Origin of the sequence: Paraglaciecola sp. 2405UD69-4 (assembly GCF_047525415.1) — a bacterium.
Classification (GTDB): Bacteria; Pseudomonadota; Gammaproteobacteria; order Enterobacterales; family Alteromonadaceae; genus Paraglaciecola.
The window spans coordinates 179,452-204,282 of record NZ_JBLIXM010000003.1 but is presented as its reverse complement, the minus strand read 5'-3'; the positions used below and the strand labels follow the sequence as shown (position 1 = coordinate 204,282).

Below are 24,831 nucleotides of genomic sequence, written 5' to 3'. Positions count from 1 at the left end.
AATATTGGAAGGTGAAAAAGTGCTCATTTTGATATGAGAGCTATGAATGAGAGGTGCCATCAAAAATGCTCCTGCATAATTGAGAATTTCAATTACTAGGGAGCATTTTAACTATAATTTGTTTAATACTTAAGCTATTAGCGCCGAAGCTTTAACACGCTTAAAACTAATGATTAAAGCTCAAAATCCATTGAATAACCAACTGTAAATTTTACAGCGTCGTTATCATAGGCATCAGCACCAGCATCATCAAGATCAGTACCTGTAATAGCAAAGCTAAAACCATCTTTAGCAATTGAAACTCCGTAATCTACGTATCCTTCAACACCATTAAATGCTTCAGCAAAATCACCTTGATGGTAGCCTGCATGAAAACCAAGTTCGGTACCATTTAGAATTTCAAAGCTATAGTCAACAGAAGTATAAGAAGCTTTACCAAAACCAAAATCTTGACCTTCAGCTTCATCAGCTTGAGTATGCGCTAACAAATAAACTGTAAGGCTGAATCCGCCCATACCAAGAGAGCCGTATATTTCAGCGAAATCAAAATCAGCTTCGCTGTCATAGTTGTAATATAAGTAGCCAAAATCGTAGGCTAGGCTATCAGACTCACCAGAATAACCAAAATATACATCGTGCTCGTAAGAATAAATGTCATCCGCCCCATAATTTACATTTGACGCCCACGTACCAACATAGAAACCACTTTCTGAAGCGTAATCAATACCACCTTGAACTGCTGATTCGTTAGCAGTTTGGGTTAAGCCACGCCAGATATAGTTACTGCTAACACCTGCATTAGCGGTAACTTCAGCGAAAGTAGGCAATGCAGTAAAAAGACAAGCTGATGAAATAGCAGCAGCTAAAAGTGATTTTTTTGTAAAAATTTTCATGTGTTACTCCGATTGTTCTTAATATTTTTATCGTTAGCTTTATTGCTAACTTTTGGTGTAGCTATTTTTATTATTATTTGCCCATCACAAAGCAAATCCGATGCCCATTAAAAAAAGCTTGAATTTTAAACAAAACAATAAAGCTATCCATTTGTTTTTATTAATATTTTATTAACATACCGCAAATAAAATTAACTAAGAGAATTATTTTTCACTATAATGAGCCGCACCAAAAAATCACCTACGCACCAAAGTGGTGCTTCACATCAAGCTTTCATCCCTATTCAGGTTTCGGTAAAGTATTCATTCACTTACATACGAGATAAATATGAATAAACAACCCTATCTAATTGCCCCTTCAATTCTCTCTGCTGACTTTACTCGGCTAGGTGAAGAAGTAGATAATGTCTTGGCTGCTGGTGCTGATGTCATTCATTTTGATGTGATGGACAACCATTACGTACCCAACTTAACTATTGGCCCATTAGTGTGTGAAGCCCTAAGAAAGAATGGCCTTAAAGCGGATATTGATGTGCATCTGATGGTAGAACCGGTTGACGACATGATTAAGCAGTTTGCGGATGCAGGTGCCAGCTTCATTAGTTTTCATCCTGAAGCGTCGAAACATGTTGACCGTAGCTTACAGCTAATTATCGATTCAGGCTGTAAGCCGGGACTAGTGTTTAACCCAGCTACACCACTATCTCATTTAGATCACGTGATGCATAAGCTTCATCATATTTTATTAATGTCTGTTAATCCTGGGTTTGGTGGCCAAAAATTCATTCCACAAAGCCTAAATAAGTTAAAGGCGATCCGTACATTAATCGACCAATCAGGTTTTGATATTCGATTAGAAATTGACGGCGGCGTAAAAGTCGATAATATTCGCGCCATCGCTGAGGCTGGTGCAGATATGTTTGTCGCGGGTTCAGCCATTTTTGGCCAACCAGATTACCAAAATGTAATAGATAAAATGCGAGCAGAGCTTTCTTTAGTTAACTAAGTAATCGCCTGTAGCCTCACAATCAGATATAAAATTTAAAAGACAAAAGCATATGACTAAACCAATTGTACTCAGTGGCTGCCAGCCTTCAGGTCAACTTACCATAGGAAACTACATAGGCGCGCTGCGTCAATGGGTAAACATGCAAGACGATCACGATTGTCTGTATATGCTTGTAGATTTACATGCGATTACTGTAAGACAAGATCCTCAAGCACTTCGTGAAGCATGTTTAGACGGGCTTGCTTTATATGTAGCTTGTGGAATTAGTCCAGAGAAAAGCACTATTTTCATGCAATCTCATGTCCCTGAGCATACACAACTAGGCTGGATAATGAACTGTTATGCGCAAATGGGTGAACTGAATCGCATGACTCAATTCAAAGATAAGTCTGCTAAAAACGTTTCTAACATCAACTCTGGTTTATATACATACCCAGCTTTGATGGCAGCAGACATTCTACTTTATCAAGCCAACCAAGTTCCGGTAGGTGAAGACCAAAAACAACATTTAGAATTAACCCGTGATATTGCAACGCGTTTTAACAACTTATACGGCAACACCTTTACCGTACCAGAACCTTTCATTCCAGAGTTTGGTGCTCGTGTCATGAGCTTGCAAGATCCAACTAAAAAAATGTCTAAGTCTGACGACAATGTAAATAACTTTGTTGGCTTATTGGAAGATCCTAAAAAACTCGCTAAAAAAATCAAACGGGCAGTAACTGACTCTGACGAGCAAGCTCGTATTTACTTTGATACAAAAGAAAAGCCAGGGGTATCAAACCTATTAACATTGTTATCTTGTGCAACTAATAAGTCTATTGATAGCCTAGTGCCTGAGTATGAAGGAAAAATGTACGGGCACCTTAAAACAGATGTTGCTGATGCAGTTGTCGCTTTACTAGAACCCATTCAAGAAAAGTTTCATGCTCTACGTGAAGACCAAGCTGAGTTGGATAAAATCATGAAAACTGGGGCTGAAAAGGCAAGCGAAAGGGCAGCTAAAACCCTTGAGAAAGTCTACGATGCAGTAGGGTTTATCAAGCGTCCTTAAACCTTTATGCTGTTATTAATTGATAATTACGATTCATTTACTCACAACTTGGCCCGCTACTTTGTAGAGTTGGGCCAAGAAGTTGAAATCATTCGCAATGATCACATTAACTGTAAAGACATCGAACGCTTAGCCCCACAATACTTAGTATTTTCTCCAGGCCCATGCACCCCTAATGAAGCAGGAATAACCCTAGAAGCAATTAAACACTTTGCTGGAAAAATACCTATTCTAGGAGTGTGTCTGGGTCATCAAGCCATTGGCCAAGTCTTTGGTGCTAAAGTAGTCAAGGCAAGTCAAATTATCCACGGAAAAACAGCTAAGGTGTACCATAGCTCATCAGTGTTATTCCAAGGAATTAAAAGCCCTTTTCAAGCAACACGTTACCATTCTTTATTGTTGCAACCTCAAACTATACCCAAAGCGTTCAATATTACCGCTTGGTGTGGTGATCCTCCCTATCCTCAACAAGGCAATATTGAAGGTATAGGTAACACTACCGAAATAATGGCAATCGAGCATCAATCTCTTCCGGTATACGGCGTGCAATTTCACCCCGAGTCTTTACTCACTGAGTATGGGCATGAACTGCTTAACAACTTTTTAAATTCAAAAAATTAATTGCTACCTATCCCATAAAAGCTAAATAAAATCAGTCAGTCACCGATAAAGTAAAATCATAGATGAAACCAATCAACTCAATTCGCTATTTATTTGATGATCAATTATCTAATAGATTAGATCATAAGATATGGTATTTCGTAGTAACTCACTGAGTTGAGATTTTGTATAATACGCTAACTTCCAACAATATTACTTGCATTTAATGAACCAAGCTTTGCCCATAGAAAATCTAATTACTGAGCGCTTCAATGATCTATTTTTAGATTTAAAGCAAGCTCAGCAAAATTTATTGTTCGAGGGAAAACCTCAGCTCAGCAGAGTAGAAATAGAGCAAAGTAAAACTAAACGTTCATTGTTACGAGTTGAAAAGCAAGCAATTCAAGAAAAAGACTTAAATACTAAATCTGAGCAAAGCTTCCTTAACTCTATTACTGCTCAAATTAATGAAGAAGTAGAAAGACAACTAATCGAGGTAATCAATGATACTGATTATCTGTACGAGAAGATTTTAGGCTTTGATGATGCAGTAGTTACCCTATTAGATATGGCTGGACTAAAGGCAGCGACTATCTCGAAAATAGAGCCTCTAGCGTGTGATGTACCTTGGCTTTACAACGATCTTTTAAAAATGATTAACCAACCAAAATACAGAAGAGTGGATAGCAAAGGTAAAGTTGTGGTGGTAGATACCATCAGAGCAGCTATCAGCTTTTTTGGAATTGAAAACTTAATCATAGTGGTAACCTGCTTAGCCTTTAGACGGGCTTTACCCCAGATAACTGATCCCTACCCAACAATTAAAATCAGAATTTGGGAAGAAGCACTAGCCACGGCGTTAGCTTCTAAAAAAATGGCGCACACCCTAGGGCTAGATCCAAACCATGCATTTTGCCTAGGTATGTTCCAACAACTTGGAAAAATCGTCATCACTAAGCTGTACTTTAGAATATTTGATAGTGTTCAAATACAAGCACTAAAAGAGACAGAAGGTGCTCGTCAACATGAAGAACATTCAGCGCTGCTAAAGTTAAGCCCTACTGGCGCTTTTCTTAATGAGCTCATTACTCGTTATGGACTGAAAACCAGTTCTCAGCTGATCGCTAGAATGAACTTCAAAAGAATATTTATCAGTCAGGCAATGCAGGCTAGAGCCGAAAATAAGCAAGCTTCCAAAAGCCCCTCTTTATCTGAGGTGTTGGCACAGAGTCATGGTTATGCTCAATACCGCATATTGAAGCACCATAAGCTAATTGATTTACAGCAATCAAAAGACTTTATAAGAACACTAAATATGCCTAAAGGATCCCTGGAAATACTCAAAACCGTAGACCTGCGTACATTAAACCTTACATTTAGTGCAGAATAATTTTTACGCATATAAATGCAAAGCCATAAATATGTTTCCTTGGTAGTTTTGTCTGTGTAGCCATCTGGCTTACTTTGTCATGATGAATTTTAACCACTAACTGCCAAATTCATAGTTATTCACAATTATTGAAAATCTAATACAAACCCTTTAAAAACGCTGTGTAGCGTTAAATTTCATTGCAGACATGAGGGCATCTATCTGACATAATATTTTCCTTTTTTGGACAAAGTCATCACAAATATCATCTCTGTGAGACCAATATACTTAAGGCAATTTTATGAATGTAACCCGCGAATTATTTGATGAAGTTATGGTCCCTAACTACAACCCTGCAGCCGTTATCCCCGTCAAAGGCTTGGGCTCACGATTATGGGATCAAACGGGTGCTGAGTTTATTGACTTTGCAGGCGGCATTGCCGTTAATGTTTTAGGTCATTGTCATCCAGAGCTGGTAAAAACACTGCAAGAGCAAAGTGAAAAAGTATGGCACCTAAGTAACGTATTAACTAATGAGCCTGCATTGCGGTTAGCGAAAAAGCTAACCGAAGCAACCTTTGCAGAGAAAGCCTATTTTGCGAACTCTGGGGCAGAAGCTAATGAAGCAGCTCTTAAATTAGCACGTCGTTATGCAGTAGATAAATTTGGTGCTGAAAAGAATCAAATTATCGCCTTTAACCAAGGCTTTCATGGGCGTACATTTTTTACAGTGACTGTTGGCGGCCAAGCTGCCTACTCTGATGGTTTTGGCCCTAAACCTAGCGCAGTTGACCATATTGATTATAATGATCTAGCTGCACTTGAAGCTTTAATTTCAGATAAAACCTGTGCAGTTATGATGGAGCCAATTCAAGGAGAAGGCGGTGTTGTCAGCCCCGAAGCTGAATTTGTTAAAGGTGTTAGAGCACTATGCGATAAACACAACGCCCTACTTATTTTTGATGAAGTTCAAACTGGGATGGGCCGTACAGGCGACTTATATGCATATATGGGTCTTAATGTTGTACCTGACATATTAACCACTGCAAAGTCTTTAGGTGGAGGTTTTCCCATTGCAGCTATGCTAACTACCGCAGATATCGCTCAGCATCTTAAAGTCGGCACACATGGCAGTACCTATGGTGGTAACCCACTGGGCTGTGCCGTAGCTGAAAAAGTACTCGACATAGTAAACACCCCTGAAGTTCTTGAAGGTGTTAAGCATAAAGAAAAGCTATTTCGTGACGGTTTAGACAAAATAAACAATACATACCAATGTTTCAGTGAAATCAGAGGCAAGGGCTTGTTGCTAGGAGCGGTATTAAACGACAAATACGCTGGACGCTCTCGTGACTTTCTAGTGGCTGCAGCTGCTGAAAATTTGATGTGTTTGGTCGCAGGAACCAATGTTGTAAGGTTCGCTCCATCATTGGTGATTTCAGATGAAGATATTCTTGATGGCTTATCTCGTTTTGAACGCGCTGTATCAAAAACAGTATCGAGCTAGCACACAAATACAAGGACGCAAGTATGAAAGTTATTCGCCCCATAAAAAAGAGCGACTATTCATCTTTACATGCTATAGCTCAAGAGTCTGGTGTAGGTTTTACTTCTTTACCTGTTAATGAAGCATTATTAAATAGCAAGATTGAGCAATCAATTTTGTCTTTTGATAAGCAGGTCACCAAGCCGGGCGACGAGAGTTACTTGTTTGTAATGCAAGATACTGAAACCGAAGAGGTAGTGGGAACCAGTGGCATTGCTGCTAGCGTAGGCTTAGATGATGCGTTTTATCATTACCATTTAAGCAAAGTCGTACACGCTTCTAGAGAGTTAGAGATATACAACACAGTTGATATTCTGACCTTGTGCAATGACTACACTGGCGTATCTGAAATTTGTACACTGTTTTTAAGGCAAAGCGCCCGTGAGAACTTAAATGGGCGTTTGTTATCAAAGTTTAGATTTTTGTTCATGATGGAGCATCAAGAGCGCTTTGCTGACACTATCATCGCAGAAATGCGTGGTATTAACGACGAAACAGGCCAGTCTCCTTTTTGGCAATGGCTAGAAGAGCACTTTTTTTCAATGGACTTTCCAACTGTAGATTACCTCACAGGAATTGGGCAAAAGCAATTCATTGCTGAATTAATGCCTAAGTACCCTATATACGTGAGCTTACTGAGCAAACAAGCCCAGGCTGTGATTGGCAAAGTACACGAAAAAACAAAACCTGCACTGCAGTTACTAGAACAAGAAGGGTTTTGTAGTAGAGGGTATGTAGATATCTTCGACGCAGGCCCTACAGTAGAAGCTAACCTCAAACATATTCGCACTGCTCAAACGAGCCGAAAAATGCCAGTTAAAATTCAAGCACAATTAGCTGACTCATCACGACAGTATTTTGCAATCAATACTAAAGTGGCGGATTTTAGAGGTGTATGTACCGAGCTCTCAGTGGACAAACAATCAAATCACGTATTCATAAGTCAACAATCGGCTGAAGCTTTGGGCATAACTGATGGCGATGAAATTCGCTTTGCCCCCACTCATTTTAGGACATAATCATGAGCACTCATTTTATAAATGGCGTCTGGCACACAGGTAACGGACACCAAATACAATCTATCGATCCTGCAAAAAAGCAGAGCATCTGGGAGGCCCAGTCAGCTGATACTAATCAAGTTAACGAAGCAATAAAAGCTGCGCGAGAAGCATTTGTCTCTTGGAGTAACACCTCCTTTGAAACTCGCCTAGCGTATGTCAAAAAATTTGCAGCTTTACTAACGGACCATAAAGCTGACCTCGCATTAGCTATTGCTCAAGAGACAGGTAAGCCATTATGGGAAACAGCTACAGAAGTTGCAGCTATGATAGGTAAAATAGCCTTATCAGAAAAAGCCTATCACGACAGAACGGGAACAGTTGAAAATCCAATGCCCCTTGGCAAAGCTTTTATTCGCCATAAGCCCCACGGAGTAGTAGCAGTTTTTGGCCCTTATAATTTCCCTGGGCATTTGCCTAATGGCCACATTGTGCCTGCTTTACTTGCTGGTAATACTATTGTTTTCAAACCATCTGATTTAACCCCATTAGTGGCAGAAAAAACCATTCAATTATGGGAAGCAGCCGGCTTACCTGCAGGTGTTCTAAATATGATTCAAGGTGAAGTAGAAACCGGTAAAGCATTGGCTTCTCATTCTGGCTTAGATGGTTTGTTTTTCACTGGGAGTTCTCGTACAGGTAAGATCTTACACGAACAGTTTGCTGGCCACCCTGGTAAAATTTTGGCATTAGAAATGGGCGGTAATAACCCTTTAGTGGTTAAGGATGTGGCTGATGTGAACGCTGCTGTTCACGATATTATTCAGTCAGCATTTGTAACATCAGGTCAACGCTGTACCTGTGCTAGACGTTTGTTCATAGCCCAAGGAGAAGCAGGTGACAAGCTTCTACAAAAACTAATCAGTGCCACCCAAGATATAAAAGTTGACCATTATGATGCTCAAGAGCAACCATTTATGGGCGCAATGATTTCTAAGCAAGCAGCCAGTTTAATGGTCAAAGCACAACAACAACTCATAGATTTAGGGGCAACGCCATTAGTCACTCTTACTCACCAAGATACAGAGTCTGGTTTTGTCACCCCTGGGATTATTGATGTAACCGATATTATATCAACACTAGCTGATGAAGAGCATTTTGGCCCGTTACTTAAAGTTATTCGATATGACACTTTCGACAATGCCATTACAGAAGCCAATAACACCAGCTTTGGCCTATCTGCTGGCTTATTAGCTGATAGTGAAGATGACTACCAATATTTTTACCAGCGCATACGTGCCGGCATTGTTAATTGGAACAGACCTATAACAGGTGCCAGTGGAGCTGCGCCATTCGGTGGCATTGGAGACAGTGGGAACCACAGAGCTAGCGCATATTATGCTGCAGATTATTGTGCTTACCCTGTTGCTTCTGTGGAGCTAGAGAAAGTGACATTACCCAGCACCCTAAGCCCTGGTTTAAACATTTAATTTTTGTTAATAAAGGATTTAATATGCAGGATAAAATTACTCAGCTTTTCAGCAAGCTTTGGGAGAGTTATGTAGCAATTACCCCGTCAGCTTACAAAATTCATAAGCTGCTTGAAGAGTACGAAACACAAGCCACACAACAAGCATCTGCCTTGGTTAATGATCATATTGCTCTGCGTACATTTAATGCTGACAAGGTCAGTTTAGATAAACTAGCCAAGCACTTTTTAGACTTAGGATACACTGAGCAAGGACAGTATGAGTTTAAACAAAAGAAACTCACAGCAAAGCATTTTGAGCACCCAGATACAACTCAACCTAAAGTATTCATCAGTGAGCTATTAATTGAAGAGATGCCTCAGGACGTACAAGGCATCATTCACAATATGCTAGATAAGGTTGCCGACGACGCGTGGCAAAAAGATGACTTTTTATACTCGGGCCGCCATTGGCAAGTTTCTCTCGAAGACTATGAGACATTAGTCGCTCATTCAGAATATGCGGCATGGATGTCTGTTTGGGGATATTGTGCAAACCACTTCACAGTAAGTTTGAACCATATGCAAAGCATTCAAGAGCTATCTGATGCGAATAGCAAATTAAAACAAGCTGGATTTGTCTTAAATACCGCTGGGGGAGAAATAAAAGGCGGGCCAGAAGTCTTGTTAGCTCAGTCATCAACTATGGCAGATAAGATTAAAGTGGCGTTTTCCGATGGTGAAAAGCTTGTGCCAAGTTGTTTCTATGAATTTGCTCAGCGCTATCCTATGGGCAATGGAAAGCTATATCAGGGCTTTGTTGCAGCCTCAGCTGATAAAATTTTTGAAAGTACTAATTCAAAATAATTTTTATCAGCTTAAGGATAATTAAATTAAACCGTAAATGATGCACCACAACCACAAGTTGTGGTCGCATTAGGGTTATTAACTAAAAACCTAGAACCCTCTAGCCCTTCAGTATAATCCACTTCCCCACCTACTAAATATTGCAGGCTCATAGGATCCACCACCAAAGTTACTTCATTTTTATCAATAGTAGTGTCACCTTCGTTTACCTTCTCATCAAAGGTAAAACCGTACTGAAACCCAGAACAACCACCACCAGTTACATAAACACGTAACTTAAGGTTAGGATTTTCCTCTTCATCCACTAACACTTTTACTTTTCTTGCAGCAGCATCTGAAAATTCAATGGGTAACGCAGTTTGCACAGTCATAACAAAATCTCAACTAATCAAATAGGAACTACACTCGATAGGCGGATTATCCAGTACCCGACTAAATTGGTCAACTATTCCCTTGTAGATAACCAATCGAATGTCGTGGTTAACTCACCTTTTTTACGATTAAACTGAAAAATAGCTGCATAGACTACGACTTTCTCCGGTTGAAACCCCTCTGGTAGGGTAATTTCTCCGTTAATAAGCTGAAAGTATTTAAAGCTAAACCTTAAAGCTTGTTCTTCAGGCAAAAACTGTTTAAGTGGATACTCTTTCTGAACGCCATTCTCACTACCGATCAAGGTAACATTTAGATTACCTTTTAATACATTCTTGGTTTTTTCATGCTGCACTAAAGCCAACTCAAACCTGTAAGTATCTTTACTTAAAGTAGGCTCAGCATAGAACCCCTCAATATAGAAACCTTCTTCTTTGAGTTCTGGCGCCATCACTTGTTGATAAAACTCTAATTTGGATTTTAATTCCCTTTCTCGGTCAAGCAAGGTTTCTATTTCGGTCTTATGGTGCTGTTGCGCCAACCGAGCAACTTCAAGCTCAACCCCTAACACGTTTAAATCCTTAGTTAATTTTTCATTTTCAGTGGTTAGGTTTTGGATACTTTGCTCTTGGGTTGAGATAAGCTTTGCCTGCCTTTCTTGATTATCCCCCCCTAATGTAAACCCTAAGTAGACAGCTGCTCCTAAGAATACAAGCATAAAAGTGTATACACGAAATGCCCCAAACTTTTTTTTATACTCAGATACAGTCAAGGTATGCTCACTAGGATAACGGCTTTAGATGGAAATATACTAACACCCCGAAAATTAGTTTTAAATACAATAGCTTGTGATAAGCTGTAGAGAACTAAACAATTAATGCACTTTCTTTTTGTTTATGAACCTAAACACCTTTAGAAAAGAGCTCGCAACACCCCATACATCAATACAATTATGCCTCATTGGCATTATCGGTGGTGTGTGCGCGGCTTCTTTAATTATTTTGTTTAGGTTAACCGTGGATTGGTTACAAACTAAGTTTCTCGTAGAAACAAGCTATTATGGTGACCTAGCCCCTAGTATTCGATTTGCCCTACCAATTATTGGTGCCTTAAGCATTATTCTTATTGCCTACTTAACAGGCTTTAAACATTACCGTATGGGTATCCCATTTGTTATTCATAGGATTAAACAATTCTTTGGTCGTATTCCCTTTCGCACCACAGTAAATCAATTCTTAGGTGGCGCTGTTGCCCTGGCCAGTGGTTTTTCGGTTGGTCGAGAAGGCCCCTCGGTTCATCTTGGAGCCTTCGGAAGTAGCTTCTTTGGACAGTGGTTTAGGTTACCTAATAACAGTATCAGAATTTTATCAGGCTGCGGCATTGCAGCAGGTATCTCAGCCTCTTTTAATACACCTTTTGCAGCTGTGATCTTTGTAATGGAAGTGGTTCTCAGAGAATACAGGATCCATATTTTTATTCCGGTTATGCTCGCAGCAGCCTGCGGTAGTGTGATGACAAGAGCCGTATTTGGCGAGCTTCAAGAGCTATCATTTATCCAGTTTCATGACTTTAGCCAGTGGATATACTTGTATCTCATTGTCTTTGGAATGGTTTTAGGTGCAATAGCCACCCTATTCAATAACAGCTTAATGTTGATAATGAAGCGATCTAACCGTCTAAACATGGTGTATCGCTTGTTGATAGCCGGAGTAGTTACTGGAGTAGTAGGCGTGATTCTTCCCGACTCACTTGGCGCACACTTTGACTCTGCCCATGCTTTTATCGCAGACAACGATAGTATGAAAATCTTAATAGCAGTGTTATGCGCGAAATTCTTTCTCACTATAGTTGCAATCGGTTTAGGAATACCAGGCGGCGTTATGGGGCCAGTATTTGTAATTGGCATGATTAGCGGTGCAATACTGGTTGCCCCATTAGGAATGTTTGTGGATAACCCAAATGATCTACAAGGCAGTTTTTCACTTTTGGGTATGGCAGGACTTATGGCTGCTGTAGTACACGCTCCCTTAGCGGCATTATCTGCAGTGATGGAGCTATCCTACAGTCCTCAGTTGATACTGCCAGCAATCCTTGTGATAGTGCCAGCGTACGTTACTTCAACTCAGCTTTTAGGGAATAGTTCGATTTTCATTCGCCAGTTAACCTTTCAAAAACTGCCTTTTACTACATCTTCTGTGATTGGGGAGTTACAAAAAACAGGCGTATTGTCTGTCATGGAAGAGAACTATAAAGTCATATCTGATAATAATGAAAATTTGGTGGGTTTATTAGATAATCCTGAGAATACTCTAGTAGTTAGTAAATCAGCTGAAGAAGAACAAATTAAGTTCTCTATTGTTGGTTATGATCAAAAACCAGACTGTGACACCAGGCGCATCACCTATAGCGAAATGAAAGGCGTCAGATCTCAAGCTACATTAGCTGAGGTTTATGAAATATTGGCAGCTAAAAGACAAGGTGCAGTCTTTGTCTATGCAGCCTCTTATGAGGAAATCATAGGAATAATTACTTGGGATATACTAAGAAACAACCTACATAAAGCCAACTATTAACCTAAACAATTACAAATAAATTATGACACTTTTATACATTAAAGCACTGCACATCTTTTTTATGGTGGCCTGGATGTCTGGTATTTTTTACTTGCCTAGACTATTCATCTACCACACACTAACACCTCATCAGGTTGTAAAAGATCAGTTCAAGGTAATGGAACGGCGTTTGTGGTTTTTTATTACTCCATTTGCCTTATTGACGCTAGTGTTTGGTGTTTGGCTTATTACTTTGTATGGCAAAGAGTGGTTTGCAGTAGCTCGCTGGTTACATATAAAACTAAGCTTAGTGACACTACTATACGCTTATCATATTTACTTGTTTTTCCTAATGAGGGCTTTTGCGAAAGACGCAAACAAGCATTCTGCTAGGTTCTATCGTTTTTTAAATGAGACACCTGTTTTAATCGTTCTGGCAATTATTGGCTTAGCCGTAATAAAGTATATATAACGACTTATAATTTTTAATTGAGTAAAAGATATGGACTTCAATAAAACTAAACTTAAAGAATTAATGGGGCGAGCTGACGATGCGTTTGAAGCATACAAAAACGATACCGCTTCAAAAGAATACGCTAAAGACTATGAAACGGCTAAAAAGGAATTAGATCTTTACTTAGTTGAGGTTCGCTCTTCACTTTCACAATCAAACAAAACACGTTAGTAAACACAATAGATTCACTTAAATATAATAATGCCGTAACTGTAGTGTTTATTCCATTCAACAGAAAATGTTACTATTGGTAGATTAAGTCGGGCATTTGTTTGTTGTCACTTTAGCAAGATGCCTCTAACTATTCCTCCAAGAGCCAACTTCATGACAAATAAATTAGTCGATCACTATTCAAATATTCTCAGCATTCTAGGTGAGGACGTAACCCGTGATGGCTTAGTCGATACCCCAAACCGCGCAGCAAAAGCCATGCAATTTCTTACTGACGGTTACGAAAAAAAGCTAGAAGACGTAGTTAATGGTGCAATTTTTGAAGCAGATAGCGACGAAATGGTCATAGTGCAAGACATTGAGTTTTATTCACTTTGTGAGCATCACATGTTGCCTTTCATCGGTCGTTGCCATATCGCATACTTACCACAGGGAAAAGTTTTAGGTTTGTCTAAATTTGCAAGAATTGTAGATATGTTTGCGAGAAGGCTACAAATTCAAGAAGGTTTAACCAAACAAATTGCTGATGCCGTGCAAGAAATCACAGGAGCCACTGGTGTTGGCGTTATTATGGAAGGTAAGCATATGTGTATGATGATGCGAGGCGTACAAAAGCAAAACTCTTCCATGATCACCTCTGTTATGCTTGGCTCAATGCGCTCGTCTGACGCTACCAGGAATGAATTTTTAAGATTAATAGGGAAATAAATAGAAAATTAGGGGCACCTTAAAAATAATATTGTGAAGTTCGAGTGAGTAGCCAATACCCTTTGTTCTTACATGTAATTTAAAAATGAGTTCTCAACTAAACACTAACAATAATAAATGTATGCCTAATATAGGGCTACTTAAGTTTCAAATAAGAGGATCTAAAATGATAAGAAAACGTCTCGTGCAAGTACTACTGTTGAATTTAGTAGTGATTTTTAGCAGCCAATCCATGGCTAACACCCATGAATATGGACCAAAGCAATTCTCAGTTAAAAATAAGTGGACCGCCATTGTTGCAGCCTATGAGCCTGAAATTAAAGCCATAGACCACGCATTTAGTAAATTGGATGACGCACAAATCACAGAAACCATCATTATTAAGGGGGTTAAATACCAACTAGGTACCTACAAAGGTGAACCTATTGTTATTTTTACAACAGGTATTAGTGTCCCTAATGCTGCCATGACTATGCAAATGGCATTAGATTACTTTCCTATTGATAGAGTAGTTATGATGGGGATAGCAGGTGCTATTAACCCAGAATTTCAACCTGGAGACATAGCTATTCCAGAGCGTTGGTATTTCCATGACGAATCTGTTTATGTTAATCCTGACAAAAAAGAAACAGGAAAATTTGTTCTGCCTGATTACTATGAGGCTGCATTAGCGCGCTACAAAGCCAGAGAGCTTACCGATCCCAATGCACCAGCTTACGAAAATTTTGGCTTTATACATCCAGAAGAGATGGCCGTGGTTAAAGATGGTTGGGATGAGCCAAGACAAATGCCCTACTTCACAGCCACACCAGAATTAATTGCATTAACTAAAAAAGCAGTAGCTGCAGTTAGCCCAATAAAAATGCCTTCAGGCTACCCTATTCAAATAAAAGTTGGTGGTAATGGAGTAACGGGATCAGTATTTTTAGATAATGCCGATTATCGCCAATGGCTCCAAAGAGTATATAAAGCTCAGGTTTCAGAAATGGAATCAGCAGCGGTAGGACAAGTATGTTTTATCAATAATGTAGATTGGGTAATTATTCGCTCAATCAGTGATTTAGCCGGTGGTCAGCAAGGTAAAAATGTTGAAAACGTTTTTGATGGTATAGCCTCAGGCACAGGAACAAAACTGATGATTGGCTTACTAGACCAAATAGTAAGTCTATAAGCTTGGCGGTGTAAACTCACAATACAAATATAAGAAAGCCCACTATTTAGTGGGCTTTTGGTATTAAGCAATTAGCTAACTGATTTTAGTCAATTAATGTTCACAGTAAATAAGTTGTTTAATGGCCCCCTTATTTGACAGTACCTTTAGAGCGCCTGTATTGGAAATAAGATGTTTAAAATATGCTCTATTTTCAATTTAGTTTAAAGCAGCCAGTATATCTTTAATAATATCATCAATTTTACTTGGCGCTAAAGAAGCTGCCAGAGTTACATCAGATGTAGTGTCCAATTTATTACCAATTAGCCCGAGTCTACTACCATATCGGTTGAAAACAGTTGCCACCTCCATTGCATCAGTTGACTTCAAGTACAAATAACATGACTTGTCAGTTACGCTAGTGCATGAGAGTTGTGTTCTAAGCGCATTACTAGTGGCAAGCTTATTTAAAAAACTTCTAACTTGTGATGAAAGCAATTGTCTTCGCTGTTCAACATATTCGGTTGGTGAGTTTGCTGATTTCAACTTGGCGATATTATCACTAAGATTATTAATTGTTATTAATTCAGCACCGTACTGTTCAAGTATCGTTTTGTTAAAAAACATCTTATATCCACTTTCGAATGCCGCTGTAGTGTCATCAGGTGTAGCCAATTTTGAAACTCCAGTAGGTATCATTGAAGCGATAGCCTTAGATGGATTTGGATTTATACTTTTAAGAAGAGAGCGCACCTCCATTTGCAAACTAGTTAGCTGTTCTTTCGTTAATAAATTTTTACATTCAGCCGTTGCGGTATTTTTAAAACACTCTTCATCATCAAGTTTTTGAACCTCAGAATCATACAAATCAACTAACTCAAAAACTTGAATGGCAAATAAATCAAACTGGTCATTCGGTACTTTACTCAGTGTATTTCTTAAGTTGTTTAACTTTTCCAATAATTTATTGTCGATAGCTTTACTACTGACTTTTGACTTTAGAGCAGAGATTGCCTCTATTGCTTCCAATGCACTTGCATCTGACGCTTCATTAATATCCTTCATCAACATCTCGAACGTCTGAATATTATCCAACGTCTTAGCCACGAACCCGGATTTAATTTGAAAAGTTAAATAGGTGTTTGTTCTATAATCTTTGTACATTTCGCCAGTGTTAAGATCTAATGTACAAGGGCCAAAGTCAAACTCCTCTGGATTACCATCTTCGTCATATTCAATAATCGGTTTATTCTCTTTCTCTGTGCATTTCTCCACTAACCTTCCAGACAGATTATCAAACATTAAATTATCAAAAATTTCTTTTTCTAAAGGGCCTTTTTCTGTTCTTTTCCGTACAAAAGCATAATTCCCTTCCGCTATAATAGGACTCTGATAATTTTCGGAATTAGACTCAGGCACTAAAGTCATCGAATATCTAAACAAAATATCGTCAGATGAATTCGATAGAATAGCCGAACCTATAGAGTCTAAAACTGATAAAGCTGAGCTAGCAGGTGGGTACATTTGTTGGCCAGTTGCCGCAAGAGTCTTAAGCATAGCTTTTTGTTGCTCAGAAGGATCATCTAACTCAACAATAGCAATCTGTATTATAAGTGGCCCACCTTCATATTCTATTGGCCCATATACGGGCAAGAACGAAAAGTTAAGATACTGATTAGCTTTCACTCCATTAGAATAAAAAATAACCCTACCACTCTTATCACTTTTAGGGCCAAAGGCCATTGAACATCCACCTTTTCCTTGCTCACAAACATTAGCGATAATAACCATTTCCGCATTAGCTCCCCTCGAACCAAAAGTTTCACCGATATTTCGACTTTCGATAGCAAACCCATTGAAAGCTTGCATAAGGTGCACAGATATTGTGTCTCCAGAATTGATTTGGGGGACTCTTGTGTATTTACGATATAAGGTTTCGTAACATTCGCGGGTTACACCAGCTCGGTTAAATTCAGAATGGTCGTACAGCTCTTTGTTACATTGTGCTAAGTCTTTAGCACTTAAACCTTGGTTTGATATTGTTCTAACATAATCCACTTCACCTTCTTCAATAACTTGGCAGCCATATAAAAATAAAAGTGAAATAAATATATAAAATACTCTAGCCATATCCCTTGCCTCGTTTTCTTATTATCAGTTACCTTGATTTTAGATCTTAACGATAGCACAAAATTCAAACAGCTGTTATGAACTTATAACTAAAAGTAATTCTAGAGGTAAACATTATCAAGAACTAGGTTTAATCATCTACTTCCTTTTCATTTGTCATTAACTAGCGTTATTTCAAACTCACCGGACATCAATTGTAGTTGTTCTAAGCCAGTTAACTTACGCTCAGCTACCCTGCCAATGTATGCCCATTGCTCAATCTGCTCGGTAACAGTTTTAGGGTATCTTTCTAAAGCTGCTTCAGCTTTTGCAATTAGAACGTTGCCGATATGTATATCAACAGTACCTTCATCAGTTGACGCCTCTGCTTTTTCATTGTTTTTTGACATTTTCTAGTCCCTTAAGGTTGTGATTAATTTTAAATTTAAGCTTGTCGTACATACGCTTACATTTGGTCAATTTGTCGAATTTGCATGTAAACCAACGATGGTCACCAAATGCTTTGTCTAAAGCATATTTACTAGGTAATTTATTGGTTGTTTCTAGTTGTTGTTTGAGGAAGTCTTTGAATTTTGGAAAAAGGAATTTGTCTCGCTTCTCCCAAATTTTTGCACTGTGATTAGCATGGTTGCCTTGAATGGGAAACGCAGTATCAAGCCATGTTTTGTCGTATTGATATGCCCAGCTCAAAGCATTTCCTTGACACTTTTTTAATTCTGCTCGGTTAAGTTGACCACTGCGTTTTCGTTCGCCAATTAAAATCGCTCTTACAGCATCCCGCTTTTTATACATTCTTAAATATTGACGCCACAGACTTAGCCCCTCAACAGACTGAACCACCCCAGTAATTGATGATTCTGAGACACCCAGTTTGGTTGCAATGTCTTTACAACTCTCATTTTTAATTGCTAATTTTGTTGCTTGTCTTTTTATATCAGCGGTTATGACTTGTTTTCGCTCTGTTGTCTTTACGCCAATTCGGTTGGCTAATTGTTTTACGTAGCCATGACTCACTTTTAAGCGCCTGCTTATCTCTGCAACGTTAAATTGATAACTTTGTAATAGTGCTATTGCTTGTGACTCAATAGTCATAGACATCTTCAGCGGTTTAGGATTTGGCACACTGGGTGATGGCGATATTTCTGGCATCCCCTTTACTGCAAACTCCAGAAAAATAGGCTTAAGTGGGTGGATACTAAGTTCTGACTCAAAAACAATGCGACGGATACTTCTGGTATTCAACACATTGGGAACACAAAGTGCTTCAGCTACTTCAATACAACGTTCTAACACTACAGGCATTCGAATATGCATTTGCGATGTAAACAGCCCACGGGTCTTAAATAGACTTCTAAAGTGTTGCTGGCCAGATTTTACAAACATATTGCTATGTAGCAGTTGCACAATATGCTTGGCAAACTCTATCTGTAGTGTATTAGCGTTTGAAGGAATAACAGACTGTATTGACTCAAAATATAGTGGGAGCCGATATTTTCGAGGGTTAAAAGGCACACTGATTAATTCGCAGCCATGTTTGTAGCATGCTTTCACGCCCCATAGTTGGTGTGACAAATGCCAAAAAGCGATACCAATTTTAGTCACATCTTCTTTAGCACACTCTGGGCAGTAATTGCTCTGCGTTAATGAGCCAAGTGACAGCTGTGGCGAACATGAAAGGTTTGCTATATTCGTATCACTTGCGCCACACATTGACGCCTTCAGTGCATCATGGCGAGCGTTATAAAGAACATGCAAAGGGTAAGCAGTATGATTATGTAAAAGATGCTCTACGTCGTATTCAGAATGACGAGAGATATTGTAAATATGACTAGGCAACAGTTGATTTAAACACACCCCTTTATACCCAAACCAATCCAACGAAGTAGCGGCATATGAAACATCCCCCAACAGCCAATGACACCGTGCGATATAAGAAAACAAGGTTTCATCAGGTTGGATGCGAGGTGTGTTTAATGTTGTTGTCATCGAACTAACTCATCCTTTGTACTCGAACATATAGAACGTTTTGAACAAAAGTAAGAGTAGCGGATGCACTGGCGTGCTTACATCCATCATCGCCCTAATACCAATATTGACTGACTTTAGTTGATGCCAAAGCTCATCGCGTTGATATGGAAATAGCTTAAATAGATAACGTTTCAACGCATCCAACCATTGTAAATTGAGTCGCTTACCTGCCTCAGAATTTGCGCCTTGAAAGAAGGAACTTTCTAAAAAGACACTTCGGTAGATACCAAGCATACCGTTCCCATCACGACATTCCGTCCTCATAATCATGTCTGATTCAAACTCTAGCCAGCGATGAAACATTGAAATATCGAGTTGTTCGCCACCTGTTTGTTCAAAAGCTGCACCTGACTTGCCATCGGGAACAGCAGCAGAATTTGAAAATTTTTGATGCAAAACATCTCCATGTTTTTGACAGGTAAAAACGGTTGGTAGTTGATTACGACTATTCAAGATTGGAAAACCAAATTGCTCAATTTCTTCATCTCTGCATCGTTCACAATATTTAAGAGGAGCATATTTAGTTAACGCCTTTTCTCCTTTAAAAAGTACCCTTCCCGTACCTCGTCTTTCAAACTGCTTCGACACAAATTCATCTAGAACGTTCTTGGTAGCAAATGGCCGCCAAAAACTTCCGCATAGGTGTTCATCAATCGTTTCTAACGATGGTTTTCCTAGTACTCCTGAATCGGCAAATTTCAATGCCCACAGCGGTAAATACCCCTCTGAAGTTCGAGGCACTCCTAAGCTAAATGATTGGTAAAAATCTTGCGGTTTTATAAACGAACCATACGATAACAGTCGTGAAACATAAGCTGGTAGGTATTCACCAGCTTTGATATTAATCGAGTTCGTCAACAACGATAAAGTATTACTGTCCATGAGTCCCCCCCGTTATAATAAAGGCGTCTTCGAAATCATCCTCATCTTCACATGAGTCCTCAACAGTAGTTTTAATTGCAGTGTTTTTTTGAGATTTAGTGGACGTCGCTTTACCGCTTAGCTTTTTACCCTTACTTTGAGATAGCTGAACAAAAGGTGTTTTCAATTCTTCAAAAGCGCCTTTTTCTTGGCTATAAGCTTCATGTACATGTTCAGCAGTGATATTTCCTGTCACTTCACGTCGCAATAAATTTCCAACTATTGTTTTTAAGCGGCTTGCATTGCCTTCAGTGTAGTGATGAATAATATGATAAAAGTCATTATTTATATGTTGACTGTCCATACCCAGAAATGACACAAACATCGTTTTCACCATGTCTCGCCAAAACGTTGAAATGACTGAATCCGAATTTATTTCAATACTGCCATTATGTGCTAAACGCCGCCCTGTTTGCTCAGCAAACCCTTTTAGTTTTTCAGCTTCTGGCGTTCCTATAAATACAATAGGAATACCTAATTGATTAAAAAGTTGTTCAAGGAATTCGTTAGTAATTTTTTGATTAGCATTAGCAGCTGTTCCTGATAATGCCCACTGAACATCATCGATGACAAGTACCCCTAAACAAGCCATCCGGCAAACCTTGATCATGTATAGAAGCCGCTCACCTTCCAAATCTCGACTAGGGATTTTAGCCGCAAAGGAAGTGTCTAACACCTTGTCTATTTCTTGAATAACATCAAGATAAAATGCTTTTCTACTCGCGCCTTTACTCATATCAACTTTAACCCACGAAACTTGCCTTATTTTTCTTCCCTCGGTCAAAGGGCTTGGCTGGTGTTCGATTACAGTTGGGATAGTATCTAAGACGCTATCCATTAGCGTTGTTTTACCTCCTCCTGACCTCCCACGAATAAAAAGTGAGTTCCCTGCTCCTTTCAATTTTTTGGGCGCAGGAACCTTCTTTAAGTCAGCTAAATGAATATGCTTGTCATAGTCATACGATGCGGGGTGGCGTTTGACGTACCCCATCATCATGAGTATACGAATTCGACTATATAATTCGTATGCGTGTGGAGGTGACATAAAAAAGCCTTTATCTAATCCCACTTCCATTTCGGCGCAATCCCACTCCGCAAAACCCAAGTTGTTGTCACACCGAACTGTGATTTTGTGACTTAAGTCATCTTCCGATAGAGCATGCTCCTCTATAGCTGTAACTAAGGGATTTCCTTTAACAAAAGTATCCATGAATGTGTTTGTTGACATTGTCTGCTTTGATTTACTCATCAGAACCTCCTGCTGAAGAAGAGTGACCACCTAGTTCATCGCACTCAAAGCCAAACAAGGTGCGGGTATCATTAGTATCAAGGAGAGTCTCTATCTTGGCCTCGATTTTAGAGTTTTCGTCTATGCCTTTAGCCATGGATTTTTTGCCTTTCGCTTTTGAACCGATAGCCCGATTTTCGGTATTTACCTCTTCAACTTTTTCAGTTATGTGAACGTGTTCAAATCCACGACTTTGCTTATTTAAACTTTGCTGTGCAGCTTCCACTCTTTCAAGTTGATAAATCTCAATTTCAGTCAACTCATCAAAGCGTTTATGTTCTGAGGCAAGCTTAAATTCAATGATTGTAAAATCTTGATCAGGATCTGCGTACCAAGCAAATCTAAAATCATCGGGGTTATAACGCATTTTAATAGTGAAGCATGCTTTTTTGCTTTTTAGTTTCGCTTGCCGTTTGGCAAATACTATATTGTTAGTCCTAAAGCGAACCTTCACTTTTTTGGCATCCAACTCGATATAATCTTTAAACACTTTCGCTTGCCCTTGATTTAACAATGCATATTTCACTTCCTCAACAGGCTTGGTTATGCCCCCCCCCATATTAGTATCAATGTGCTGTGCCCAAATCGCGTTAGGAGTCGCCTTAATGCCTTTAAAGACATCAGCACTATGTAACCGAGTACAATTAATTTTGCTGCGATTAGAAACAAGAATTGCCTCGATAATTAATCTGTTCAGAACCTCAATATTGATTTCAGATGTTGTGGATGGGTGTACAGAGTCCTTTGCGCGTTCAGGTTTCACACTGCCATCCAATCGTTGGATTACGATGCCATCTGTAGAATCAAAAGTAACTTCCACCGTACCTCTAGCTCGACTTAAATAGGCGGGAGCATACGACATACCCTCAATACCTAAATCAGCTGCGAGCGCTTCAGAAAAAATGGATTCTGCATAATCGGCCCCCCTGTCAGAAAACAGGTTTAGACAAACATGCTCACAAGCCCATTCACTTTTATCAATATCAATCCCATAACGAGCACAAAATTTAACTTTGTCAGTAAAGGCATTGAACAAAGCTGACTTAGCAGCCATTGCATTGCGCTTAAAAGTAACGCTGAATCCAACAATTTTTCCTGAATAGACGTCTATCACATAATACAAATACGGACGGCCTAGACGTATTGTTTTTAATACTCCCGTGCCTTGATCACGAATTCGAGTAACCACGTATACATTCAAGGTGGTTGAATCTATTTCATATAAATAAGTTGGCCCGATAGTGAGGTCTTGAGCAACACCAAAGCGCGGAGCATCATTATTATGTGCCTTCTTAACTCCTTTACTGCATTCATTGAAATACTCAATGTCTACTGTTTTATCAAAATGATAAGCGAATTGATCGTATGAGATATGCTTCGATAAGTTGACATACTTTTGTGCGACATATTGCAAATCATCTGGCGCAGGGTCTTTACAGTAATTATTAATAAATATGGAATATAAGGATGTAATTTTGTAGTCAGGTTGATTTCTTAAATCGTTTGCTATGAATTTATCTAGCCTGCCTTGATCTTGCTGATTAAAAATTCGTCTTATGAAATACGGCGAAATAGGAGCATTACCTAAGCTTTTATTTGCTGCGACCATGAAATTTTCGGGTAGCGGCCTGCCTACACCAGAATTAAAATGACCGGGTAAAAGGGCTGTAATATGCGATCCATATGCGAGGTATAAATTCAGCCAATTATAAATTGATTGACGCGTACAACCAGCCCGGATGGCGCAGGCTTCAATGTCTTCTGTAAGAGGAATGCCACGAATATAAAGCTCAAGTTTAGACTCAATATTCTGTTCAATTGATCCTACAACGGGAAGTATTGCATTATAGCAAGCTTGCGCCCTTGACCATGCGTTTTCACTGGCCTTTTCAACGACCTTTCTCTTATTAAAATTATTGAGTTCGAAATTAAAATTTTCCCAAGCGAAACCCTGTATTGCACTTCCAAATTTAACCAGAAAGGGTTTATTTGGTTTCCGTTTTTGCAGTGACAATGCCAGTTCATTAAGACCATGAAACACTTTGACGACTGTATAAACCTTATTTCCATGTGTTATTACACAGTTCACTGGAATGTCGGCGATATGAAAAATATCAGAGGTATGTACACTTACCTTATTTTTATCTTTTATAGCTGCCATGCGAAGTCCTCCCCCTCGAAAACATATCCTCCACCTGCTAAAGGCTTGAAAAGATCAACGCGTAACTTTTTAGTCCACACAAAATGCCAAAAAGCTGCATATAAACGACCTTCCGGCAAACTAGTCTCCATTGATAGGTTTGCTATCACATCAACTAACCTAAGCTTAAGTTGCTTGCCATAATTCAGCGCTTTTATAAAGTGAGCTAATATAGAAACCTTTAGAACTGGTGGGATTTCAAGATTACGGTGTACTCGTGCGCATGTGAGATTTTCAACAAGGTGCTTATCAAACATCCAAAAGGCACTCGATATGATCTGATATTCAATACCTTTCAATTTCTCCCAATAGTACTTTTCAATTCGAAGCTTATCCTTTGTTCTTTCGACAACTCTGTCATTACCGTCATAAGGGACTATGTCCTTTTCATACTTCAAAGAGCACGCGACAGTCTTTACTTCCCCAGTAGTACTGTCGACCAAATTAAAAACAAAATCAGAGGTCATAATTGCTGCTTGGAACCCCTTATTATGATCAGCAACGGGGGCACTTGGCTCGTATCGGGGGTGCATTAAATTGAGGCTGGCAGCAACTTCCAAAGTTTTTTGTACGTTTAGCAGAGGAAACTGAGTTTTAACGTTTGAAACGTTAGACATAAAGCTAAGTACTAAGCCAAATTTTCGCTCAAGCTCGCTAAAATATTCATGACGTTGAGATGACGGGTCTAGCTGTTCGCTTGTCGCTTTACCCATTGATGAAAATTGACGTGCGGATCTTAAAGGTAAATATCCGCCAGCGAATTTCACTCGTGCTTTATATTCACTTATGTGCTTTTTAGTCAGCTCCGTGATTACGGGCTGGGTTAGTTTTGGTTTTGGTTTTGATTCTGGTTTAAGTTTCATTGCTATTCTCTGTATTCATCAAACCCATTAATTATGGTGTTTGACACTAGCAATAAAATATAGCAGAGTTTCAGAGAAAAACTATTAATTTTACCAATAAATTCAACAACTTATAATAACAAAAAATCTT

General features: G+C 39.1%; 23 protein-coding genes. 13 read left to right on the top strand and 10 right to left on the bottom strand.

Annotation, left to right across the window (positions count from 1 at the left end; translation table 11 throughout):
- Positions 1–173 precede the first annotated feature (173 nt).
- Positions 174–893, bottom strand: a complete 720-nt coding sequence (locus ACMUMK_RS13125) for a TorF family putative porin (RefSeq protein WP_414701598.1) — start codon at positions 891–893, stop codon at positions 174–176.
- A gap of 328 nt (positions 894–1,221) precedes the next feature.
- Here ACMUMK_RS13125 and rpe point away from each other — a divergent pair, with 328 nt between their 5' ends.
- The 8 genes from rpe to ACMUMK_RS13085 all read left to right on the top strand — a co-directional run bounded on the left by rpe (position 1,222) and on the right by ACMUMK_RS13085 (position 9,804).
- A complete protein-coding gene (rpe, locus tag ACMUMK_RS13120) occupies positions 1,222–1,899 on the top strand; it encodes a ribulose-phosphate 3-epimerase (RefSeq protein ID WP_414701597.1) in 678 nt (225 codons plus the stop codon).
- Positions 1,900–1,951: 52 nt separating this feature from the next.
- Entirely contained in the window at positions 1,952–2,956 is a 1,005-nt protein-coding gene (gene trpS / locus ACMUMK_RS13115; protein ID WP_414701596.1) for a tryptophan--tRNA ligase, read from the top strand.
- 6 nt (positions 2,957–2,962) lie between these two features.
- Complete coding sequence (locus ACMUMK_RS13110; protein WP_414701595.1) at positions 2,963–3,577, top strand: anthranilate synthase component II; 615 nt, start codon at positions 2,963–2,965, stop codon at positions 3,575–3,577.
- A gap of 205 nt (positions 3,578–3,782) precedes the next feature.
- Positions 3,783–4,946, top strand: a complete 1,164-nt coding sequence (locus tag ACMUMK_RS13105; protein ID WP_414701594.1) for an HDOD domain-containing protein — start codon at positions 3,783–3,785, stop codon at positions 4,944–4,946.
- 280 nt (positions 4,947–5,226) lie between these two features.
- Positions 5,227–6,432 (top strand): aspartate aminotransferase family protein, encoded by a 1,206-nt coding sequence (locus ACMUMK_RS13100; protein ID WP_414701593.1) that lies wholly within the window; start codon positions 5,227–5,229, stop codon positions 6,430–6,432.
- 23 nt (positions 6,433–6,455) lie between these two features.
- Positions 6,456–7,490 (top strand): arginine N-succinyltransferase, encoded by a 1,035-nt coding sequence (gene astA, locus ACMUMK_RS13095; RefSeq protein WP_414701592.1) that lies wholly within the window; start codon positions 6,456–6,458, stop codon positions 7,488–7,490.
- Positions 7,487–8,959, top strand: coding sequence for a succinylglutamate-semialdehyde dehydrogenase (gene astD / locus ACMUMK_RS13090; RefSeq protein ID WP_414701768.1), 1,473 nt, complete (start codon positions 7,487–7,489; stop codon positions 8,957–8,959). Before astA ends, astD begins: the two co-directional genes overlap by 4 nt.
- Positions 8,960–8,982: 23 nt before the next feature.
- Positions 8,983–9,804, top strand: coding sequence for a DUF1338 domain-containing protein (locus ACMUMK_RS13085; protein ID WP_414701591.1), 822 nt, complete (start codon positions 8,983–8,985; stop codon positions 9,802–9,804).
- A 26-nt stretch (positions 9,805–9,830) separates the two neighbouring features.
- Here the strand turns inward: ACMUMK_RS13085 and erpA are convergent, their stop codons facing one another.
- Together erpA and ACMUMK_RS13075 are read right to left on the bottom strand one after the other, a co-directional pair.
- Complete coding sequence (gene erpA / locus ACMUMK_RS13080; protein WP_414701590.1) at positions 9,831–10,175, bottom strand: iron-sulfur cluster insertion protein ErpA; 345 nt, start codon at positions 10,173–10,175, stop codon at positions 9,831–9,833.
- A 74-nt stretch (positions 10,176–10,249) separates the two neighbouring features.
- Positions 10,250–10,948, bottom strand: coding sequence for a DUF6776 family protein (locus ACMUMK_RS13075; protein ID WP_414701589.1), 699 nt, complete (start codon positions 10,946–10,948; stop codon positions 10,250–10,252).
- 124 nt (positions 10,949–11,072) lie between these two features.
- On the opposite strand from ACMUMK_RS13075, the gene ACMUMK_RS13070 reads away from it, so the two are divergent.
- From ACMUMK_RS13070 to ACMUMK_RS13050, 5 genes are all read left to right on the top strand, one after another.
- Entirely contained in the window at positions 11,073–12,749 is a 1,677-nt protein-coding gene (locus ACMUMK_RS13070) for a chloride channel protein (RefSeq protein WP_414701588.1), read from the top strand.
- A gap of 22 nt (positions 12,750–12,771) precedes the next feature.
- Positions 12,772–13,200 (top strand): CopD family protein, encoded by a 429-nt coding sequence (locus ACMUMK_RS13065; protein ID WP_414701587.1) that lies wholly within the window; start codon positions 12,772–12,774, stop codon positions 13,198–13,200.
- A 30-nt stretch (positions 13,201–13,230) separates the two neighbouring features.
- A complete protein-coding gene (locus ACMUMK_RS13060; protein WP_414701586.1) occupies positions 13,231–13,413 on the top strand; it encodes a hypothetical protein in 183 nt (60 codons plus the stop codon).
- Between the two features lie 153 nt (positions 13,414–13,566).
- Positions 13,567–14,121 carry a GTP cyclohydrolase I FolE gene (gene folE, locus ACMUMK_RS13055; protein ID WP_414701585.1) on the top strand — a complete coding sequence of 185 codons (555 nt, stop codon included), beginning with the start codon at positions 13,567–13,569 and terminating at the stop codon, positions 14,119–14,121.
- 166 nt (positions 14,122–14,287) lie between these two features.
- Positions 14,288–15,292 carry a purine phosphorylase gene (locus tag ACMUMK_RS13050; RefSeq protein WP_414701584.1) on the top strand — a complete coding sequence of 335 codons (1,005 nt, stop codon included), beginning with the start codon at positions 14,288–14,290 and terminating at the stop codon, positions 15,290–15,292.
- Positions 15,293–15,490: 198 nt separating this feature from the next.
- On the opposite strand, the gene ACMUMK_RS13045 is transcribed toward ACMUMK_RS13050, so the two are convergent.
- The 7 genes from ACMUMK_RS13045 to ACMUMK_RS13015 all read right to left on the bottom strand — a co-directional run bounded on the left by ACMUMK_RS13045 (position 15,491) and on the right by ACMUMK_RS13015 (position 24,701).
- The gene (locus ACMUMK_RS13045; protein ID WP_414701583.1) at positions 15,491–17,401 is read right to left on the bottom strand and encodes a hypothetical protein; all 1,911 of its coding nucleotides are present in this window, start codon (positions 17,399–17,401) and stop codon (positions 15,491–15,493) included.
- Positions 17,402–17,550: 149 nt separating this feature from the next.
- On the bottom strand, positions 17,551–17,790 hold the full coding sequence (locus tag ACMUMK_RS13040) for a hypothetical protein (protein WP_414701582.1): 240 nt from the start codon (positions 17,788–17,790) through the stop codon (positions 17,551–17,553).
- Entirely contained in the window at positions 17,774–19,387 is a 1,614-nt protein-coding gene (locus ACMUMK_RS13035; RefSeq protein WP_414701581.1) for a TnsD family Tn7-like transposition protein, read from the bottom strand. Before ACMUMK_RS13035 ends, ACMUMK_RS13040 begins: the two co-directional genes overlap by 17 nt.
- A gap of 9 nt (positions 19,388–19,396) precedes the next feature.
- Complete coding sequence (locus ACMUMK_RS13030; protein ID WP_414701580.1) at positions 19,397–20,311, bottom strand: hypothetical protein; 915 nt, start codon at positions 20,309–20,311, stop codon at positions 19,397–19,399.
- Entirely contained in the window at positions 20,301–21,578 is a 1,278-nt protein-coding gene (locus ACMUMK_RS13025; RefSeq protein WP_414701579.1) for an ATP-binding protein, read from the bottom strand. The genes ACMUMK_RS13030 and ACMUMK_RS13025 overlap by 11 nt, the downstream gene beginning before the upstream one ends.
- Positions 21,579–21,591: 13 nt before the next feature.
- Positions 21,592–23,799, bottom strand: a complete 2,208-nt coding sequence (locus tag ACMUMK_RS13020; RefSeq protein WP_414701578.1) for a hypothetical protein — start codon at positions 23,797–23,799, stop codon at positions 21,592–21,594.
- Complete coding sequence (locus ACMUMK_RS13015) at positions 23,787–24,701, bottom strand: TnsA endonuclease N-terminal domain-containing protein (protein ID WP_414701577.1); 915 nt, start codon at positions 24,699–24,701, stop codon at positions 23,787–23,789. The genes ACMUMK_RS13020 and ACMUMK_RS13015 overlap by 13 nt, the downstream gene beginning before the upstream one ends.
- Between the last annotated feature and the right edge of the window lie 130 nt (positions 24,702–24,831).

Bases quoted from the DNA above. Each gene is read 5' to 3' on its own strand.
- ACMUMK_RS13085 (WP_414701591.1), top strand. From the start codon at position 8,983: ATGCAGGATAAAATTACTCAGCTTTTCAGCAAGCTTTGGGAGAGTTAT.
- ACMUMK_RS13045 (WP_414701583.1), bottom strand. From the start codon at position 17,401: ATGGCTAGAGTATTTTATATATTTATTTCACTTTTATTTTTATATGGC.
- ACMUMK_RS13060 (WP_414701586.1), top strand. From the start codon at position 13,231: ATGGACTTCAATAAAACTAAACTTAAAGAATTAATGGGGCGAGCTGAC.
- ACMUMK_RS13050 (WP_414701584.1), top strand. From the start codon at position 14,288: ATGATAAGAAAACGTCTCGTGCAAGTACTACTGTTGAATTTAGTAGTG.
- trpS (WP_414701596.1), top strand. From the start codon at position 1,952: ATGACTAAACCAATTGTACTCAGTGGCTGCCAGCCTTCAGGTCAACTT.
- ACMUMK_RS13100 (WP_414701593.1), top strand. From the start codon at position 5,227: ATGAATGTAACCCGCGAATTATTTGATGAAGTTATGGTCCCTAACTAC.
- ACMUMK_RS13105 (WP_414701594.1), top strand. From the start codon at position 3,783: ATGAACCAAGCTTTGCCCATAGAAAATCTAATTACTGAGCGCTTCAAT.
- rpe (WP_414701597.1), top strand. From the start codon at position 1,222: ATGAATAAACAACCCTATCTAATTGCCCCTTCAATTCTCTCTGCTGAC.
- astA (WP_414701592.1), top strand. From the start codon at position 6,456: ATGAAAGTTATTCGCCCCATAAAAAAGAGCGACTATTCATCTTTACAT.
- ACMUMK_RS13125 (WP_414701598.1), bottom strand. From the start codon at position 893: ATGAAAATTTTTACAAAAAAATCACTTTTAGCTGCTGCTATTTCATCA.
- ACMUMK_RS13070 (WP_414701588.1), top strand. From the start codon at position 11,073: ATGAACCTAAACACCTTTAGAAAAGAGCTCGCAACACCCCATACATCA.
- ACMUMK_RS13030 (WP_414701580.1), bottom strand. From the start codon at position 20,311: ATGGACAGTAATACTTTATCGTTGTTGACGAACTCGATTAATATCAAA.
- erpA (WP_414701590.1), bottom strand. From the start codon at position 10,175: ATGACTGTGCAAACTGCGTTACCCATTGAATTTTCAGATGCTGCTGCA.
- ACMUMK_RS13040 (WP_414701582.1), bottom strand. From the start codon at position 17,790: ATGTCAAAAAACAATGAAAAAGCAGAGGCGTCAACTGATGAAGGTACT.
- folE (WP_414701585.1), top strand. From the start codon at position 13,567: ATGACAAATAAATTAGTCGATCACTATTCAAATATTCTCAGCATTCTA.
- ACMUMK_RS13025 (WP_414701579.1), bottom strand. From the start codon at position 21,578: ATGTCAACAAACACATTCATGGATACTTTTGTTAAAGGAAATCCCTTA.
- ACMUMK_RS13020 (WP_414701578.1), bottom strand. From the start codon at position 23,799: ATGGCAGCTATAAAAGATAAAAATAAGGTAAGTGTACATACCTCTGAT.
- ACMUMK_RS13110 (WP_414701595.1), top strand. From the start codon at position 2,963: ATGCTGTTATTAATTGATAATTACGATTCATTTACTCACAACTTGGCC.
- ACMUMK_RS13035 (WP_414701581.1), bottom strand. From the start codon at position 19,387: ATGACAACAACATTAAACACACCTCGCATCCAACCTGATGAAACCTTG.
- ACMUMK_RS13015 (WP_414701577.1), bottom strand. From the start codon at position 24,701: ATGAAACTTAAACCAGAATCAAAACCAAAACCAAAACTAACCCAGCCC.
- ACMUMK_RS13065 (WP_414701587.1), top strand. From the start codon at position 12,772: ATGACACTTTTATACATTAAAGCACTGCACATCTTTTTTATGGTGGCC.